Here is an 18,322-nt window from a genome sequence, read left to right on the forward strand (position 1 = left end):
CGCTAGGGGCTGGCCGGGGCCTCGGTGGGTTCCGGAGCCGGGTAGGCGGGGCTTGCCGGGGTCTCCGGAATGACCGGCGCGGTAGGCGGAGTCGGCGCGGGACGCGGCGCGAACGCGGGCGGCAGCTCCGCGGTCGGCGACGCGGTGGTGGTCGTGGCCGACACCGTCGTCTGCACACCGGAGTCCGGTTCGCCATCGGCGGCATGCCGCAGCACCAGCACGGCCACCGTGCCCAACAGCATTGCGATCAATGCGGCCAGGATGACCACCGGAATCGGCCGCCGGTACCACGGGACCTCAGCGCGGCCGCCGAGTTCTTCCGGTTCCGCGGCCGGCGGGCGCGGCGCTGGCGGGGCCGGGCGGGCCGGCGGGGGGATCAGCGGTTTCAGTGCCGCGTTCGGCGGATTGTCGACCGCTGGCGGTGGGGGTTCCACCGGCGGCGGGGTGGTCTCGGGGAACGGTGGCGGCTCGGCCGGCGGAGGCGCCTTCTTCGGGGTCGCCACCACATTGCCGGCGACGCTCAGCGCGGCGCCGATAGCCGCGGTCAGTTGTGGTCGCGGGGAGCTGATGACCGGGGAGCCGAAGCGTTGCGACAGGCCGGTCGTGACGGTCGGCATGTTGGCCCCGCCCCCGACCGACACGATCGCCGACAGGTCGTCGGGCCTGATCTCGTTGTCGTCCAAGGTGTTCTGCAACGCGGTGAAGAAACCGTCGAGCGGCTGGCGCAGCGCCTCATCGAGTTCTGCACGGGTCAGCCAGACGCCGCCGTGGAATCCCGCCAGCTCGGCGACGGTCTCGGTCGACAGTTGCTCCTTGGCGTCGCGGCACTGGCTGCGCAACCGGGTCAGCGACCCCACCGTCGGCGGTCCGTCGCCGTTGCCGCCCAGATCCGCCACCACATGATCGAGCAGCGCCTGATCGATCACATCACCGGAGAACGTGGTGACGCGGCGGGTGGCGCCGATCGGCTCGAAACCACGGCCGGCGTCGACCAGGCTGATATTGGTGCCGCTGCCGCCGAAGTCGCACACCGCGATGATGCCGTGGTCGGGCAAGCCCGGATTCGCCTGCAGGGCGGTCAGCACCGCCGTGGTGTCGGAGATCAAGGTCACCGGGTGCTGCGCCCACTCCGAGACCCGCCCCAACGCGGTGCGCAGCGCACCGACGGCCTCCCGCGACCAGTGGGCGGGGTGGGTGACCGCCACCGCGGGCGGCAGCGGCCGTCCCTCAGTCGCGGCGTAGGCCAGCGCGTGCAGCCCGTCGCCGAGCAACTGCTCAGCGCGGTGCGTGGAGCCGTCGCCGGCTACCACCGGTCCACCGCCGCCGACACGGTCCACGAAATCGGTCACGACCAGGCCGCGCTCGTCGAGGGCGGCAGTGACCGCGGAATTCTCCGAAGGCATGCCGATCTGCGAGGGGCGGTCCCGGAACAGCGTCAGCACCGGCCGCCGAGTGATCGCCCGGTCGGCGGTGACGGCCGCCAGAGTGGTCGCTCCGACGGACATGCCCACCGCGGGGCCTGTGTCATGCGCCATGCTGTCCCATCCGCAGTGTCCACCGGCGATCGAAACGCACCGGATCGTATGCAATTTTATCGATGAGTGTCCTATTTACCCGACATTGCAGCGCCGTAGGTGCGGCGCACCGGTCCCGGCTGCGCCCGCGGCAGGTAGCGACGGGCCGGGCGTGGTTCGGCGCGCGGTGGCGCGAAACCGGGGTCTGTCGAGCGACCTCACTGCCCGGCACCGAGTTTGCTCGGGCGACCCTACCGGATGGTCACTTCGCCGACACCGGACGGCCACGTGACGGTAACTGCACGCTCACCACAGCGGGCTTCAGCCGTGGTTCAGCTCTACGGCATGGACCGCCCGGCGGGGCGGGACGCGCACCCCCGCGAGCCCTCTACTACGCGAATTCCCAGCGTTGTTTACTTACGTCGCGCCACGACTTATGCCACCATGTACGGGTGAACACACGTCGGATCCTTCGCTCCCTCGGTGTTGTGCTGGCGCTGACCTGGCTGCTGCAGAGCACCGCCGTCACCCCTCCCCGCGCCTTCGCCGACCCCTGTCCCGACGTCCAAGTATTGTTTGCTAGAGGCACCGACGAGGCCATCGGTGTCGGTGAAACCGGGCAAGCATTCGTCGACGCACTCCGGCCCCGGATCGGCGAGCGTTCCATGGAGGTCTACGCGGTCGATTACCCGGCCACCAACGACTGGCCGACCGGCATCCAGGGCATCCGCGACGCCACCGCCCACATCGAGGCCACCGCGGCGAACTGCCCCAAGACCAGGATGGTGCTCGGCGGCTTCTCCCAGGGCGCGGCGGTGATGGGGTTCTCCACCGCCAATGTCATCCCGGACGGGGTCGAAGGGGTCGATATACCACGGCCGATGCCGCCGGAGGTGGCTGACCATGTCGCCGCTGTGGTGCTCTTCGGGACCCCGAATGAGCGGGCGATGAACTTCCTGGGCCAACCGCCCGTGGTCATCGGCCCCGCGTACACGGGAAAGACCATCCAGCTGTGCACCCCGGAAGACCCGGTCTGCTCGGAAGGGATGAATTTCGCAGCGCACGCCCCCGGCGCCTACGACGGGATCGTCGACGAAGGTGCCGCCTACGCGGCAAATCGGCTGTAACCACCGTATTCGCCGCCTGGTACCGGCGCCGCTCTTTGCTGATGACCGCTAGTGCAGTCGGCTCCGCGCAGCGTCGCCAGCACCCTCATCTGCCTGCGGCAGGAACCCGAGGGCGGCCAGCCGAACGGATCGACACGGCGCGGTATGGCGACCCACGGGCCGGTCGGCAGGTGGCGGCATGTCAGCATTTAAGGATGACTTTGCGTGACACTGTTCGCACCGTCGCTGCCGCGTCGATGCTGGCGGGAGCGTTGCTGAGCGCCCCGGCGGGCCTGCCGGCCGCCGTCGCCGAGCCCTGCCCGGACACCGAGGTGGTGTTTGCCCGCGGCTCCGGGCAGCCCCCCGGTCTCGGCGATGTCGGGGAGGCGTTCGTCGCTTCACTCAAGGAGCAACTACCCGGCCGTGACGTGCAGGTTTATCCGGTCGAGTACCCGGCGAGCACCGACTACCGCAACAGCGCGCTGCTCGGGGAGAACGACGCCACCGCGCACATCCAGGCCACGGTCGCCAACTGCCCGAACACCAAACTCGTGCTCGGCGGTTACTCCCAGGGCGCCAGTGTGATCGAGATGTCGAGCAATTCGCTGCCACCCGCGGTCGCCCACCATGTCGTCGCGGTGGCACTCTTCGGCCCGCCGTCGAGTCCGTACTCCACCTCGCTGTGGGGCGGCCCGCTGCCGGTGCTGGCCGCCTCCTACCGCCCCAAGAGCATCGACTTCTGCCTGGCGGGCGACATCTACTGCGAAGAGAGCGGCAGCGTCGTCCCGCATCTGATGTACGTGCAAGACGGCAAGGCCGATGAGGGCGCGGCGTTCGCCGCGACCCGTCTGACGATCAGTTAGGCCGACGCGGCTCAGAACACGCTCGGCACCCGCGCGTCGATCAGGTGCGGCCCCGGTTCGGCCAGGGCCCGGCGGAACTGTTCGGCGAGTTCCTCGCAGGTGGTCGCCACGCTCGCCGGCACACCGAACCCCTCGGCGATCTTGGCGAAGTCCATGTTGGGCCGCGACAGGTCGAGCAGGGCTTCGGCTTTGGCGCCGTACCGGCCCCCTTCGCCTGCGGCGCCCACCCGGGCCAGTTCCATCCGCAGGATCGCATACGAGCTGTTGTTGATCAGCACCGTGGTCACGTCGACGTTCTCGCGGGCCATCGACCACAGCGCCGAGATGGTGTAGGCCGCGCTGCCGTCGGCTTGCAGTGCGATCACCGGCCGGTCCGGGGCGGCGACGGCAGCGCCCAGCGCGACCGGCAGTCCCTGCCCGATCGCCCCGCCGGTCAGCGTGAGCACATCGTGGCGCGGTGCCCCGGCGGTGGCGGCCGGCAGCAGCAGGCCCGAAGTGTTGGACTCATCGGAGATGATCGCGCCCTCGGGTAGCAGTGCGCCGATCACCTGCACCCAGTTCTGCGGGGTCAGCGGTCCTGCCGGGAGTTCCGGGGCGGCCGCGGGCGCCGGCCGCGGCTGCACATCCGAAGCCACTGCCGCGGCCAACTGCGTGAGGGCGGCGACCACATCCGTCTCGAGCCCGGCCAGATTGTGTACCGCACAGCCCTCGGGCACCAGGTCGCTCGGCTTGCCGGGATAGGCGAAGAACGACACCGGGGCCCGCGTTCCGGCGACCACCAGGTGCTTGATCCCGTCGAGTTGGAACGCCGCCTGCTCGGCCAGGTAGCCCAGCCGATCGAGGGCCGGGACCCCGGCCCCGCGAGCCAACCGGGCCGGGAAGGTCTCCACCAGCGCACGCGCCCCGGTCGCGGCGGCGATCCGATCGGTGGCCTCCAGTGCGCCCACCTCGGCCGCGGCCGGGCCACCGATCAGCAGCGCTACCGGCTCGCCGCTGCGCAGCACGTCGGCGATCTCGGCGACGGCCTGCTCATCGGGGGCGGCCGCGGGAACCGGTTTCACCGGGCCGGACGGCTGCGCACCGTCGTCCCAGGAGATGTCGGCCGGCAGGATCACGTTGGCCACCTGCGCCGGGCTGGCCATCGAGGCGGCCACCGCTTCGGCGGCGTCGCGCCCGACCTCGGCCCCGGCGCCGGTGCGGCGTACCCAGCCGTGGGTCCAGTCGGTCAGCGGCTCGATGTCCGATTCCAGCGGCGCGTCGTACTTCTTGTGGTAGGTGGCGTGATCCCCGATGACGTTGACCACCGGCACGTGCGCACGGCGGGCGTTGTGCAGGTTGGCCAGACCGTTGCCCAGCCCGGGCCCCAGGTGCAGCAAGGTGGCGGCCGGCTTTCCGGCGATGCGGGCGTAGCCGTCGGCCGCGCCGGTCACCACGCCTTCGAACAGGCACAGCACCCCACGCATCTGCGGCACCGAGTCCAACGCGGCCACGAAGTGCATTTCGGAGGTGCCGGGGTTGGCGAAACAGACCTGCACGCCGCTGTCGACCAAGGTGGTGATCAGGGCCTGTGCTCCGTTGGTCATCTGGCTGCCTTTCTTACCAACGCCGAGTGTGCCGTTTCATTCGCGACGCGCCGGTGCCGACGGATGAAACGGCACACTCGCGGTTTCCTGCCTATACAAGCACGCCGGGGTTGAGGATCCCGGCGGGGTCGAAGGCGTCCTTGATCCGGCGCATCAGGGCGAGCTTGACCGGATCCTCCAGGTCCAGGAAGTGTTGCGTCTTGACCCGCCCCAGGCCGTGCTCGCCGGAGATCGCCCCGCCCAACGCCATCGCCGCGGAGAAGATGTCATGCAGCAGCCGGTGCCGTAGCTCGTCGTCGGCGCAGAACACCGCCAGGTGGACGTTGCCGTCACCGGCGTGTCCGCACCCCACCACCGCGGCGCCCGCAGCTTGGGCGAAACCTTGTGCGCGGGTGAAGAACTCGTGCATGACCGCCCGCGGGACCACCACGTCGATGACGTCGTGGGCGCCGGCGGCCTTGGCCGTCCAAAACGCCCTCTCCCGGGCTTCGATCAGGGCGTGCGCCGAATTGCCCTCCAGCACATAGACATCGACTGCGCCCAGTGAACCCAGCAATTCGCCCAACATGGCGACGTCGTCGTCGAGGCGGTCGTGGTCACGGTTCTCCAACCCGATCACCAGATGCGCTTCAGCGGTCTCGCGGACGGCGTCGGGGATGCCGAGGTTGAGGTTTTGGGAGTAGCTGATCGCGGCCAGGGTGAGCTTGTCGATGTATTCGAGGATCACCGGGTCCACGCCGCTGCCCACCACTGTCGGCACCGCGCGCAGCACCGCGGGGAGGTCGGCGAAGGGGGCCAGCAGGGTGGCCGAGTGCGCCAGCCGCGGGTAGAGCCGCACGGTGACCTCGGTGGCCAGCGCGCAGGTGCCCTCCGAGCCGATGATCAGCTGGGTCAGGTCGTATCCGGTGGACAGCTTGGTGATCTTCCCGCCGGTGCGGATCAGCTCGCCGGTCGGCAGCGCGGCCTGCAGCCCGAGCACGTTGTGGCGGGTCACGCCGTACTTGACCGCGCGCATACCGCCGGCGTTGGTGCCGACGTTGCCGCCGACACTGGCCGACAGCTCGCCGGGAAAGACGGTGTACATCAGCCCGGCCTCGGCGGTCGCGGTGTCGAGGTCGGCCAGGGTGACCCCGGGTTGCACCACCGCGACCTGGTTGTCGGTGTCGATCTCCAGGATCGCGTTCATCTTCTCGAAGGAGATCAACAGGCCGTCGGCGCACGGCCGCGCGCCGGCCGACAGTCCGGTGCCCGACCCGCGGGCGGTCACCGGGGTCTTGGCCCTGCTGGCGGCGGCCAGCAGCGCCGCGACCTGTTCGGCGGTCTGCGGGCGGGCGACGTAACGCGGCGTCACCGGTGCGCCCACCAGCGCCTCGTCGTGGGAGTAGTCGGGTCCGATCTGTTCGCCGGTGAGCAGTGCGGCGGCGCCGACGATCTCGGCGAACTCCTGCTCGACTGCGGCATCTAGCATGCGGCCCTCACTTCCCGAATCCGGCGTCCCGCAGCGCCTGGGCCATTGACCCGCCGGCCGGCGCCGCCTCCCGGCGACCGCCGCCGTGACCCCGCCGCTCCCCCCGATTCTGCTTGCCGGTGTCACGGCGCGCAGCCGCTTTGGCACCTGGGCCCGAGGAGGATTTGCCGGCCTTGCCCGCCGGCTTGTCCCCCAGCCGCAGGCTCAGGCCGATCCGCTGGCGGTCGACGTCGACGTCGAGCACCTTCACCTTCACCACCTGGCCGGAGCGGACCACCTCGTGCGGATCGGAGACGAAACGGTCCGACATTGCCGAGACGTGCACCAGGCCGTCCTGGTGCACGCCGACATCAACGAACGCACCGAACGCCGCAACGTTGGTCACCACCCCCTCCAGGACCATGCCGACCTTGAGGTCGGCGACCTTCTCCACTCCGGCGGCGAACGTCGCCGTGGAGAACGCCGGCCTCGGGTCGCGCCCGGGCTTCTCCAACTCGGCGAGAATGTCGGTCACGGTCGGGACCCCGAACCGGTCGTCGGCGAAGTCGCCGGGTTGCAGCGACCGCAGCAGCCGTTCGTCGCCGATGATCTCGGCCAGCGACACCCCCGCGCGGTCCAGGATGCGCCGGACCACCGGGTAGGCCTCCGGATGTACCCCGGAGGAGTCCAGCGGGTCATCACCGTCGCGGATGCGCAGGAATCCGGCGCACTGCTCAAAAGCTTTGGGCCCCAGCCGCGGCACGTCGAGTAGGGCGGCCCGGTTACGAAACGGCCCGGTCTGGTCGCGGTGGGCCACAATGGCTTCGGCCAACGATTCCGACACCCCCGACACCCGTGCCAGCAGTGGCGCGGAGGCGGTGTTGAGGTCGACGCCGACGGCGTTCACCGCGTCTTCGACGACCGCGTCCAGGCTGCGCGCCAGCGTTCCCGGCGTGACGTCGTGCTGGTACTGGCCGACTCCGATCGACTTCGGCTCGATCTTGACCAGCTCGGCCAGCGGATCCTGCAGCCGCCGCGCGATTGACACCGCCCCGCGCAGGGTGACGTCGAGATCGGGCAGCTCGTGGGCGGCGTAGGCCGACGCCGAATACACCGAGGCGCCGGCCTCGCTGACCATCGCCTTGACCGGTGCGGGGGCGCCCGCGGCCTTGAGGTCGGCGATCAGTTCGGCGGCCAGGGCGTCGGTCTCCCGCGACGCGGTGCCGTTACCGACCGCGATCAGATCCACGCCGTGCCGGGCGACCAGCGCCGCCAGCGCGGCTTTGGCCTGGTCCCACTGTTTTTGCGGCTGATGCGGGTAGATCGCACAGGTGTCGAGCACCTTGCCGGTGCCGTCCACGACAGCCACCTTCACCCCGGTGCGGAAGCCCGGGTCGAGACCGAGGGTGGTGCGGTTGCCGGCCGGGGCGGCCAGCAGCAGGTCTTTGAGGTTGCGGGCGAAGACCGCCACCGCGTCGGCTTCGGCGCGCTGCTTCAGCCGCATCCGGGCGTCGACCGCCGCGGAGAACGCCAGCCGGGTCTCCCACGCCCACCGCACCGTCTCGGTCAGCCACGGCGTCGCCGGCCCCGGCGCGGTCATGTCGACGCCGAGCGATTCGGCGACCATCGCCTGGTAGGGCTCGTTCTCGCCGCCGTCGAAGGCCAGCGCCAGGGCATCTTCCTTCTCGCCACGCAATACAGCCAGCACCCGATGCGACGGCATGGTCTCCAGTGCTTCGCTGAACTCGAAGTAATCGCGGAACTTTTGTGCAGCAGCCGTTTTCGCGGCATCCGCGGACCGCGGGGCGGTCCGCAGCGAACCGGCTGCCCAGAACTTCTCGCGGACCGCGCCCACCAGTTCGGCGTCCTCGGCGGCTCGTTCGACGAGGATCGCGCGGGCGCCCTCCAACGCTGCCGCGGCGTCGGCGACCTCCTCCCCGGTGAACTCCGAGGCGAGCTGCTGCGGGTCCAGGCTCGGATCGGCCAGCAGCCGGTCAGCCAGCGGTTCCAGACCCGCTTCGCGGGCGATCTGCGCCTTGGTGCGGCGCTTGGGTTTGTAGGGCAGGTAGATGTCCTCAACGCGGGCCTTGGTGTCAGCGCTGAGCAACGCCGCCCGCAGCTCGTCGGTGAGCTTGCCCTGTTCCTCGATCGAAGCCAGCACGGCGGCCCGCCGGTCGTCGAGCTCCCGCAGGTAGCGCAGCCGCTCCTCGAGAGTGCGCAGCTGGCCGTCGTCGAGGCTGCCGGTGACCTCTTTGCGGTAGCGGGCGATGAACGGCACCGTCGCCCCCTCGTCGAGCAGCGCGACGGCTGCGGCGACCTGCCGTTCTGCCACTGCCAGTTCCTCTGCAAGACGGGCGTTCACCGGTTTAAGCGTTACGTTGTCGGTCACGCCGACGGACCCTACCGAACCGCTCCGACGACAGCCGGGACCGACGTGGCAGCGGAGTTTCAAGGCATGATGGCCGCGTGACGACCTACGCCGAGATCCGCAACAATGCGCCGCTGTGGCCGGGCGTGATGGACCGCTCGCTGCTGGGCAACCGGCAGGCCCAGGCCGCGCTGTACCTGGCGGATATGGCCAAGCGGGGCAACTGGCGCAAGGTCATGCGGGAACTCGACCGCGGTGACCACGTGGTCGACGTCAAGGCCTGGCGGCCGGGCGGAAAGACCTGGCTGACCGTGCTGCATCAGGCCGGCTGGCACGGGGTGTCCCCGGACGTGGCGTCGTGGCTGATCGAGCGGGGCGCCTTGCGCAGCCAGCCCGACGCCGCCGGCCGCACCGCCTATGACATCGCCGTCGAGCACGACCGGCCCGCTGAGCTGTTGGCGGTGCTCAAGCCCCCGGCGGCGCCGCTGGAGCGCGACCGGATCGCCGCGCTCAACGCTCAGCTCACCGGAATCATCGACGATTTGATCCAGCAGCTGTTCCGCGGCGTGGATCTGCGTCAGATGTTCCGCTATCCCCCGGTCGAGGTGCTGCATGAGCTTCCGGGAAAGCAGCTGTGGTTTCCGGTGCCCTACCTGTGGGGTGGTTTCCGGATCGGCTTGGCCGACAACGACGTCGAACTGTTCGGCGGCTACCGTGAACTCGACCCGGTCGGCGACGTGCACGTCGCGACGGTGGGTTATGTGATCACTCCCGAGGGCCCGTCACAGGTGTACGAGGGCTACCAGTAGTTGCGCAGCTGCCCTTTGGCGATCTTGCCGCCGGACGAACGCGGCAGTTCGTCGACGACGACAAGGCGTTCGGGCAGCAGCTCTTTGGACACCCCGAGCGACAGCAGATGCTCGACGAGGTCGGGTAGCTCGAGGGCCGCGTCGCCGGCGAGTTCCACGAAGACGCAGACCTTTTCGCCGAACACCTCATCGGGCATGGCGACCGCGGCGGCCAGCGCGATCGCCGGGTGGCTCATGACGGCGTCCTCGACCTGGGCGGCGCTGATGTTCTTGCCGCCGCGCAGGATGAAATCCGAGGTGCGGCCGGTGACGCGCAGATAGCCGTCGCCGTCGATCTCACAGATATCCCCCATCCGCATCCAGCCGTCGGGGGTGAACAGCTTGTCGTGATCAACCCCGTTGAGGTAGCCGAGGCTGGTCGCCGGGCCCCGGCATGCCGGCTGGCCGCGGCCGGTGTCGGTCACCTCGGTGTTGCCGTCTTCGCCGCCGAACAGCCGGACCGCCATCTCCGGGACGACGCGGCCCCCGGTGCGCAGCCGCTTGTCCAGCGGGTCGTCGAGGGTGGTTCCGCTGAGCAGCCCGGTCTCATTGGAGCCGTAGAACTGCAGGATCGTGGCTCCGGTGAGTTCCTCGAACTCCGCGGCCGGCCGGTAGGGCAGCGCCTCGCCGCCGGTGAAGACCACCCGCAGCGAGCTCAGATCGAACTCACGGCTGGCCGCATCGGCCATCATCATGGTCAATTGCGTGCTCACACAGCACAATACGGTGACTCGATGCTGGGCAATAGCAGCGCAGGTCGCTGCTGGGGTGAAGCGGTCCAACAGCACCGCGGTAGCACCGAGGTGGATCGGGGTGGTGTGGCTGGTCCAGAGCCCGAACCCGAACGGCGTGGGGATGATCGGCAAAAAGATGTCGTCGGCACGCAGCTGTCCGTTGGCGACGGCGCGCTGGTGAAAGTAGTGCCAGCGGTTCTGGGTGTGCACGACGCACTTGGGCAGCCCGGTGGTGCCGGAGGTGGAGTTGATCAGGAACACGTCGTCGGGGCCGAGTTGCGGCCCGGGCACGGCCCTTGTGGCAGCTGACGTCAGCTCGTCGATGCTCCGCGTTTCGATCGGCAGGCCGGCCGTATCCGCGTGACGCTGCTCGTCGGTGATCAACAGCTTGGCCTGCGCGCCGGCCAGGATCGCGCTCACCTCGCGGGTACCGGCGCGCGCGCCGATGCCCACCACCACCGCGCCGCACCGTTCGATCGCCACGAACAGCACATGGATGGCGGCCGAATCACGGTGCCACACCGCGACCCGGTCGCGCGGCCGGACGCCGATCCCGGCCAGCTGGGCCGCCAGCGCGTCTGCCGCCGCGTCGAATTCCCGCCAAGTCAGTCCCGTGCCCGGGTGGTCCACATAGGCGACGCGGCCCGGCAACCGTTGCGCGTTGCGGTGAACCGCGTCCGACAGCGTGGTCTGCGACCACCAGCCGGCGGCGTGATAGCGGGCCGCTTCGGCGGCGGTGAAAGCCGGTGAATCCCAATCGGTCTGCACGGGTCCGCTCGAAGTCAGTAGAGGTAGTCTTCGCCGCTTGCCCGCACGGTGATGTCACTGATGCTGATGCCCCACGGCTGGTCGATCACGTGCACCACGGCCTCGGCGAGGTCCTCGGGGGTGATCAGCCAGTACTTCACCGAGTCGACGTCGGTCTGTTCAGCGGTCAGCGTGCCGTTGGAGAACGCGGTCAGCGACTGTATGTAGCTCTCAGCGCGGGATCCGACGATGCCCATGATCGCCGCGCCGTTGACTACCCCGCTGGCCAGGTTGGTGCCCAGCACACCGGTCGGTTTGACCGTGGTCACCTTGATCTTGCCCTTGGCCTCGCTGCGCAACGAGTCCGACAGCACGGTGACCGCGGCCTTGGTCGCACTGTAGACGCCCGAGCCCGCCACCCCGGCGTTGCCGTAAATCGACGAGATGTTGACGACGTGGCCGCGGCCCTGGTCGATCATCTGGTCGTAGACGGCCGAGATCCCGTTCACCACGCCCTTGATGTTGATGTCGATCGCCCGGTGCCACTGCTGCCAGGCCCGCTCGTGATCGGCGAAGTAGGCCAGTGGCATCACCCCGGCGTTGTTGACGATGACGTCCACCGCGCCGAAGGCCGCCACCGCGTGCTGCACAGCGGCTTTCATCTGCTCGATGTCGGTGACGTCGGCGACGTGCTGGGTGCCGGAGTACCCGGCCGCGCGGATCCCGTCGAAGACCGCGGCCAGATTCGCCGCGCCGATGTCAACACCGACCACGTGCGCACCTTTGGCGGCGCACTTCTCGGCGATGAGTTTGCCGAATCCGCCGCCGGCGCCGGTGATGACGACGACCTTGTTCTGCAGGTGTTGCGACACAGTCGGCCTCCCGACGACGCGAAACGGAGCGAAGATATCCGTGCAGTGTAGGTGGCCGGCGTCGCCGCGGTTGCGCGTGCCCGATTTGCCGGGCGACAGGCCGGACGCTCAAACGCCGTGCCACGGGTCTGGACGTTATGGTCAGTTCGTGAAACGTCGAACGGCACTGGGGCTGCCCCTTCTGTTGGCGGCGGGTCCCACACTGAGCCGGATTCCGCGCGCCGCCGCGGACCCCGGCCGGTGGTCGATCGACCGGGCCAACCGCTGGTATCAGGCACAGGGCTGGCCCGTCGGCTCCAACTACATCACCTCGACCGCGGTCAACCAGCTCGAGATGTTTCAGCCGGGAACGTTCGACTTGCGGCGCATCGACGCCGAGCTGGGGTGGGCCCGGTCGGCCGGCTTCAACACCGTGCGGGTCTTCCTGCACGACCAGCTGTGGGCGCTGGACCGCAAAGGCTTCCAGTATCGGCTGGCCCAGTTCGTCTCCGTCGCTGCCCGCCGCCGCATCAAGCCGATGTTCGTGTTGTTCGACTCCTGCTGGGACCCGTTTCCCAAGGCGGGTCCGCAGCCCGCGCCGCGGCCCGGCATCCACAACTCCCGATGGGTGCAAAGTCCCGGCGCCGAGCGGCTCGGTGACCGCAACTACTACCGCACCCTGCATGATTACGTCACCGGAGTGATGACCCAATTCCGTTACGACGAACGGGTTCTGGCCTGGGATCTGTGGAACGAGCCGGACAACATGGCACGGGAATACAGCAGCGTCGAGCGGTCCGACAAGCTCGACCTCGTCAGTGACTTACTTCCCCAGGTGTTCAGCTGGGCCCGGGCAGTCGATGCCCGTCAGCCGCTGACCAGCGGAATCTGGGAGGGATCGCGGCAGGGCAGCGCGATCGTCAACACCCAACTCAACAGCTCCGACATCATCACGTTCCATTCCTATGACAAGCCGGCGTTGTTCAGCGACCGGATCGCTGAGCTCGCGCCGCTGGGCCGGCCGATGATGTGCACCGAGTACCTGGCGCGCACCCGCGGCAACACCATCGACGGGATTCTGCCGATCATGAAGCGTCACAATGTGGGCGCCTACAACTGGGGTTTCGTCGCCGGGAGAACGCAGACCTACTTGCCATGGGACTCCTGGGACAGCCCCTACACCGCTGCGCCGCAGGTCTGGTTCCACGATCTGGTGCAGCCCACCGGCCGCGCGTACCGCAACCTGGAGATCATGACGATCAGCAACCTGACCGGCCGCTGACCGGGACGGCCGGATTTCGGGGAGGTTGGCGCGACCGGCTGATAGCCGACCGGTTCAGTGATGAAATTATTGGCGGCAATGTCGTCGGGCCGCCGGTTCGGTGATCGGCGTTCACGGGTCTGACTTGAGGAGTCGATGATGGGCGAGACCGCGTCGGGTTCGCGGGCTGGGTCACGGGTTGGGCGCTACCTCCTCAAACGCCTGCTGGGCCGCGGCCCCACCGGCGAGGTCTACGAGGCCGTCGATACCGGCAAGGACCGCACCGCCGCGCTCAAACTACTCGCCCCGGCGCTGGGCCGGGACCCGGCGTTCCGGGAGTGGTTGCAGCGTGAGGCGCTCACCGTCGGGCGCGTCCAAGAGCCGCACGTTGTCCCGGTCCGCGATTACGGTGAGCTGGACGGCGAAGTCTTCATCGACATGCCGCTGGTGCACGGCAACGATCTGTCCGCGCTGTTGAAGCGAACCGGGGTGCTGCCCCCGTCCCGCGCGGTGAACATGGTGTGGCAGGCTGCAGCGGCGCTGGATGCCGCGCATGCCGCCGGGGTGATTCACCGGGGCGTCAAGCCCCGCAACATCCTGTTGACCCATGAGGACTTCGTCTACCTGGTGGACTTCGGGATCGCCGGTGCGCCCGGGGCGAACACGGCCGACACCGACCATGCCGGCGCCCGGTGGAAGTACTCGGCACCGGAGCTGTTCGCCGGCGGCGAGTTCGGCGCGGGCGTGGACATCTATTCGCTGACGTGCGTGCTCTACCAGTGCTTGACCGGTTCGCCGCCGTACCGGGCCGACAGCGTCAAGATGCTGGCCAATGCTCATCTGAGCAAACCGATTCCCCGCCCCAGCCATGCCGGGTCGACGATCCCACCCGCCTTTGACGCGGTGATCGCCAAGGGCATGGCCAAGGATCCGCAGCAGCGCTTCGCCAGCGCCGCCGAGCTGGCCACCGCGGCCTATCAGGCGTTGAGCGCACCCGATCAGCACCGGATGCTGCACATCTACGAGGCCAGCCAGCAGTCCACTCCGCCCCTGCTCGAGCAGCCGCAGCCGAGCGTGCCGCCGGTGACCCCGCCTACGCAGACGCCTGCCGCCGAGCCGCCGAAACCTCCGGTGGCGCCCGCCCCTGTGCCGCCGGCCGCCCAGGTGCCCCGGATGCCGCCGGCCGCCCCGGTGTCTGCACCGGTGGCGCGGCCGGCCAACCCGCCGGCCGCGCCTGCCGAACCCGACACCGCGCCACTGCCAGAGGCCGCGGTCGCCGCCGTGCACCCCGTCCCGCCGCCGGGCATCCCGCGCATCTCCACCCCCGACGACGACTGGTTCAGCTCGCCGCGGCCGGCGCCCACGTATCGCGATCCCGGCAAACGCAAGCTAGTGCTGCGCCTTGCGGCGGCGCTGGCCGTGGTCGTCGGGCTGATCACCTGGATGACGTACCGGTCCGGCTCCGACGATCTGGCCGCCGACACCGGCGATGCCGGCTTCACCACGGCGGCCAACGGTCCGGCGACGTCGATGTCATCGGCTGAAGCCCAGGCGCGGTTGCTCAAGCTGCTGCCGGCCGGCTACCCGCAGGACGTCTGCACCCCGACCACGCCGATGGGTGGCGCCATCGCGGAGGTGACCTGTGGCCGCAACGTGGACGTGGACGGCCCGCCCTCGGCTAGCTATGCCCTGTTCCCGGACGCCGGCGCGCTGCGTCTGAGCTTCGACAACACCGTGCAGGCCATCACCGTCGTCACCTGCCCGGGCAGGATCCAGTCGCCGGGCGCCTGGCACCGCACCGCTACCCCGGACAAGCCGAGCGGGATGCTGCTCTGCGGGATGCGCCAGGGGTCTCCCACCCTGGTTTGGACCAATGACGCCAGTCTGGTGATCGCCCGATTGCACACCGAGCACAGCGCGCCGTCGCTGGAGCAGCTCTACACCTGGTGGAGTTCGCACTCCTGATCGCCGGCGACCGACAATGCGCGGCCGTTGGCGACTTAAACCCTGAGACGTGAACAAACGTCATTGTCAAATCCGTTAGGATTTGCGTTCTGGACTGCACTATCCCTCAAGATCCAGTCGACCCGAGGAGTCAACCAACAATGAAGTTGATCACTACCGCTGTGGCCGCCGCCGGAGCGTTGGCCGCAGCCGGAGCCGTCAGCATCGCGACCGCCAGCGCGGACGCCGGTGACGTCACCGCGACGACCCACCCGCTCGGCACCCAGGGAACTGTGGACAACGGCGGGGTCATCCAGGGTTGGACGGTCAGCGACCTGCGACCCAGCACCGATGCCATCCCCTACCAGCCGCACGGCACCTTGTGGGAGGCCACCGCCACCGACGTGGCCATCCAGGGCACCGTGACCCCGGTGATCGCCAACCTCGGCGCCCGGTCCCCCAGCGGCCAGACCTACCCCGCGCTGTTCGGGGTGGCCACCGCGCAGGGCGTGAACCCCTCCAACCTGGCGCAGGGTCAGCAGACCAGCGGCAAGGTCTACTTCGACGTCACCGGTGACGCACCCAACAGCGCGGTCTACCAGTTCGCCGGCAAAGACCAGCTGGTCTGGACCCCGGCCGCACCAAGCGCCCCGGCCGGCGGCTCGTCGGCCCCGGCGGCCGGCTCGCAGCGCACTCCGGCGGCCACCAACCCGAAGCCGGCCCAGTCCGGCACGCAGACCAACCCGGCCCCGGCCGGTAACCAGACCACCGACGGCACGCCTGCTGCGACCGGCAGCCAGGGCACCCCGCTCGCCTCGGGCAGCCAGGGCACCCCGCTGCCGGCCGAGGCCGACGGCACCCCGGCAGCCGCGGGCGGCACCGAGGGCACGCCGGCCGCGGCCAGCGGCGCGGAGGCGCCGGCTTCGGCGGGCACCCCGGAGGCTTCGGCTCCCGGGGCGGCCGGGGCTCCCGCGGCTACCGGCAACACCCCCGCGGCCGCCGGCAGCTCCGGCACGCCGCTTCCGGCGGAGACCCCTGGTGCGCCGACGGCCGGCGCGGAAGGCACAGCTCCGGCAAACCCGCAGGGCACCGAGGCCGGCAACCCGCCGGTTCCGGCCGGCAACCAGGGCACCCCGGTTCCCGCCGCCGGGGCCCCGGCGGCCAGCGGCGCGAGCAATGTGACCGGATCGCACTGAGCGAGCCCTAGATCATCGGTCCGGCCCGGCCTCCGCTTCGCGCGGGGTCCGGGCCGGACTCGTTTCACGGCGGCCTCACCGCTGGGCCGTTACGATTCTGTACTTGAGTACCAGTCACCGGGATGTCACCGAACCGAGGAGTCAGACCCATGAAGTCCATCTCGACCGCCCTGGCAGCGGGCGCGCTGGCCGCTGCCGGCACATTCAGCACTGGCATCGCCGCCGCCGACAACCCTGACCCCGCCCCGGTCACCCACCCGATCGGAACGCAGGGCACGCTGCCCGAGGGTCCGGGAGTGCACGGTTGGACGGTCAACGACCTGAAGCCCAGCACGGACGCCATCCCTTACCAGCCGAGCGGCACCCTATGGGAGGCCACCGCCACCGACGAGGCGATCCAGGGCACGGTTTTCCCGATCGTCGCCAACTTGAGCGCCCGCTCGGCCAGCGGCCAGAATTATCAGTCCCTGTTCACCGTGCCGACACCGCAGGGCATCGTGCCGACGGGGCTCGCTCAGGGCCAAAAGACCAGCGGCAAGGTCTATTTCGATGTCACCGGCGATGCCCCGAACAGCTTGGTCTACCAGGCCGGCGGCACCGACCTGATCCGGTGGGTAGCATCCGCACCGGCACCGCAGGCCCGCCCGGCCGCGCCGCAGCCGCAGGCTCCCGCCGGCGGATCGGCGGCGCAAGCTCCGACCAACGGCGGCACCAACAATCGGGCGCCCGCGCCGGCTGGCGGCCCGTCATCACGCCCGGCCGCGCCGCCCGCCGGCAGTTCCGGTACTCCGCTGCCCGAAGGCAGCGCCGGCACGCCGCTTCCCGCTGAGGCCCCCTAACGCTGCGCAGCGCCTGCGTACGGATCGTCAGCCGGCAGCCACGCGTCCTCGCCGGTCAAACCGAGCTCGCCGACTCCCTCGGCGAGGGCGGCGCCCACCAGCTCGACGGCCGGCCGGGACTCGTCGCGCCGGGAGACCAGCGACCAGCTCCAGAACGGCCGCGGGGACACGACCGGCCGGCGTACCAAATCCGGTGGCAGGCGGTCATTTTGGGCCTTCGGAGTGTTCAGGACCGGGCGACGCTGCCGGCGGACGTGTTCGAAGAACGCCGGGCCGGTGACGCCGCCGTCGTCGATGTGCACCGTCTGGGCGCCGGTGTCGTGGGCGAACTCCACGCCGTACCGATTCCACGATGACCAGCTGGCGATATCGGAATCCAGCAGCACCACAAGGTTTTTCGCTGCAACCGGCTCGTTGGGTTCGCCAACCGGGCTGACTGCATAGAGCAGGTCGGCACCGATCAGACGGGCCTGCAGATCGAGCTGGTCAAGATCGGCGCGCTGAACCCAGCAGATGGCGAGGTCGAGCGCGCGCTCCGCCACCCGAAGCGCCTGGGCGTGCGAAGGCAGAACCCATGCGTCGATGTGCAACTGGGCCACCCCCGCGGTGCGCTCGGCCAGATCGACGGGCCGCCAGTTGACGTAGCCCAAGCGGACCGGCTCCGAGTCGGACAAGCCGGCGGCCTGCCTGCGCAGTTCGTCGGCGTGCGCCAGCAACGACCGGGCGGTAGGCAGCAGCGCGGTACCCCCAGCGGTGAGCACCACCTCCCGCCGGTTGCGGTCGAACAGCTGCACCTTCAGGTCGCGCTCCAAGGCCTTGATCTGCTGGGAGAGCGACGGGCCGGCGATATGCAGTCGCGCGGCCGCTCGGCCGAAATGCAGCTCCTCGGCAACAGCAACGAAGTAGCGCAGCTGACGCAGCTCCATCGCGTCATCGTAGTGCGGTAGGAGGCTAATCCTCTCAGCACTGAGCAAACTGATCGTGGCCAAGGGATGCTCGGATGCCAGACGATCGTTGCAGC

14 protein-coding genes are annotated in these 18,322 nt (G+C 69.7%); 7 read left to right on the top strand and 7 right to left on the bottom strand.

Annotated elements, in window-relative coordinates:
- Nucleotides 1–2: 2 nt before the first annotated feature.
- The gene (locus AC5Y4Q_RS14215) at nt 3–1,535 is read right to left on the bottom strand and encodes an Hsp70 family protein (RefSeq protein ID WP_499959377.1); all 1,533 of its coding nucleotides are present in this window, start codon (nt 1,533–1,535) and stop codon (nt 3–5) included.
- Nucleotides 1,536–1,966: 431 nt separating this feature from the next.
- Between AC5Y4Q_RS14215 and AC5Y4Q_RS14220 the strand changes: the two genes are divergently transcribed.
- On the top strand, nt 1,967–2,641 hold the full coding sequence (locus tag AC5Y4Q_RS14220; RefSeq protein WP_065019199.1) for a cutinase family protein: 675 nt from the start codon (nt 1,967–1,969) through the stop codon (nt 2,639–2,641).
- A 194-nt stretch (nt 2,642–2,835) separates the two neighbouring features.
- A complete protein-coding gene (locus tag AC5Y4Q_RS14225) occupies nt 2,836–3,483 on the top strand; it encodes a cutinase family protein (RefSeq protein WP_082956764.1) in 648 nt (215 codons plus the stop codon).
- Between the two features lie 11 nt (nt 3,484–3,494).
- Here AC5Y4Q_RS14225 and AC5Y4Q_RS14230 read toward each other — a convergent pair whose 3' ends face one another.
- The 3 genes from AC5Y4Q_RS14230 to AC5Y4Q_RS14240 form a co-directional block, all read right to left on the bottom strand.
- The gene (locus AC5Y4Q_RS14230; RefSeq protein WP_064921963.1) at nt 3,495–5,066 is read right to left on the bottom strand and encodes an acetolactate synthase large subunit; all 1,572 of its coding nucleotides are present in this window, start codon (nt 5,064–5,066) and stop codon (nt 3,495–3,497) included.
- Between the two features lie 91 nt (nt 5,067–5,157).
- Nucleotides 5,158–6,534: an FAD-binding oxidoreductase gene (locus tag AC5Y4Q_RS14235; RefSeq protein ID WP_125225974.1), complete on the bottom strand. Its 1,377-nt coding sequence runs from the start codon at nt 6,532–6,534 to the stop codon at nt 5,158–5,160.
- A 7-nt stretch (nt 6,535–6,541) separates the two neighbouring features.
- Nucleotides 6,542–8,902: a Tex family protein gene (locus AC5Y4Q_RS14240; RefSeq protein WP_065019201.1), complete on the bottom strand. Its 2,361-nt coding sequence runs from the start codon at nt 8,900–8,902 to the stop codon at nt 6,542–6,544.
- A gap of 77 nt (nt 8,903–8,979) precedes the next feature.
- Between AC5Y4Q_RS14240 and AC5Y4Q_RS14245 the strand changes: the two genes are divergently transcribed.
- Nucleotides 8,980–9,690, top strand: a complete 711-nt coding sequence (locus AC5Y4Q_RS14245; protein ID WP_064922053.1) for an ankyrin repeat domain-containing protein — start codon at nt 8,980–8,982, stop codon at nt 9,688–9,690.
- Here AC5Y4Q_RS14245 and AC5Y4Q_RS14250 read toward each other — a convergent pair.
- Nucleotides 9,681–11,231, bottom strand: a complete 1,551-nt coding sequence (locus AC5Y4Q_RS14250; protein ID WP_234786444.1) for a class I adenylate-forming enzyme family protein — start codon at nt 11,229–11,231, stop codon at nt 9,681–9,683. The two genes, AC5Y4Q_RS14245 and AC5Y4Q_RS14250, sit on opposite strands and share 10 nt — an antisense overlap.
- Before the next feature lie 14 nt (nt 11,232–11,245).
- Nucleotides 11,246–12,082, bottom strand: coding sequence for an SDR family oxidoreductase (locus tag AC5Y4Q_RS14255; RefSeq protein ID WP_065019203.1), 837 nt, complete (start codon nt 12,080–12,082; stop codon nt 11,246–11,248).
- A gap of 148 nt (nt 12,083–12,230) precedes the next feature.
- On the opposite strand from AC5Y4Q_RS14255, the gene AC5Y4Q_RS14260 reads away from it, so the two are divergent.
- From AC5Y4Q_RS14260 to AC5Y4Q_RS14275, 4 genes are all read left to right on the top strand, one after another.
- Entirely contained in the window at nt 12,231–13,343 is a 1,113-nt protein-coding gene (locus tag AC5Y4Q_RS14260; RefSeq protein ID WP_065019204.1) for a glycoside hydrolase 5 family protein, read from the top strand.
- Nucleotides 13,344–13,481: 138 nt separating this feature from the next.
- Nucleotides 13,482–15,287 carry a serine/threonine-protein kinase gene (locus AC5Y4Q_RS14265; RefSeq protein WP_065019228.1) on the top strand — a complete coding sequence of 602 codons (1,806 nt, stop codon included), beginning with the start codon at nt 13,482–13,484 and terminating at the stop codon, nt 15,285–15,287.
- A gap of 140 nt (nt 15,288–15,427) precedes the next feature.
- The gene (locus tag AC5Y4Q_RS14270) at nt 15,428–16,462 is read left to right on the top strand and encodes a DUF1942 domain-containing protein (protein WP_064921975.1); all 1,035 of its coding nucleotides are present in this window, start codon (nt 15,428–15,430) and stop codon (nt 16,460–16,462) included.
- Between the two features lie 149 nt (nt 16,463–16,611).
- The gene (locus AC5Y4Q_RS14275; protein ID WP_065019205.1) at nt 16,612–17,301 is read left to right on the top strand and encodes an MPT63 family protein; all 690 of its coding nucleotides are present in this window, start codon (nt 16,612–16,614) and stop codon (nt 17,299–17,301) included.
- Here AC5Y4Q_RS14275 and AC5Y4Q_RS14280 read toward each other — a convergent pair.
- On the bottom strand, nt 17,298–18,227 hold the full coding sequence (locus tag AC5Y4Q_RS14280) for a LysR family transcriptional regulator (protein ID WP_065019206.1): 930 nt from the start codon (nt 18,225–18,227) through the stop codon (nt 17,298–17,300). The two genes, AC5Y4Q_RS14275 and AC5Y4Q_RS14280, sit on opposite strands and share 4 nt — an antisense overlap.
- Nucleotides 18,228–18,322: the final 95 nt, after the last annotated feature.

It is taken from the genome of Mycobacterium sp. NGS16 (assembly GCF_059813225.1).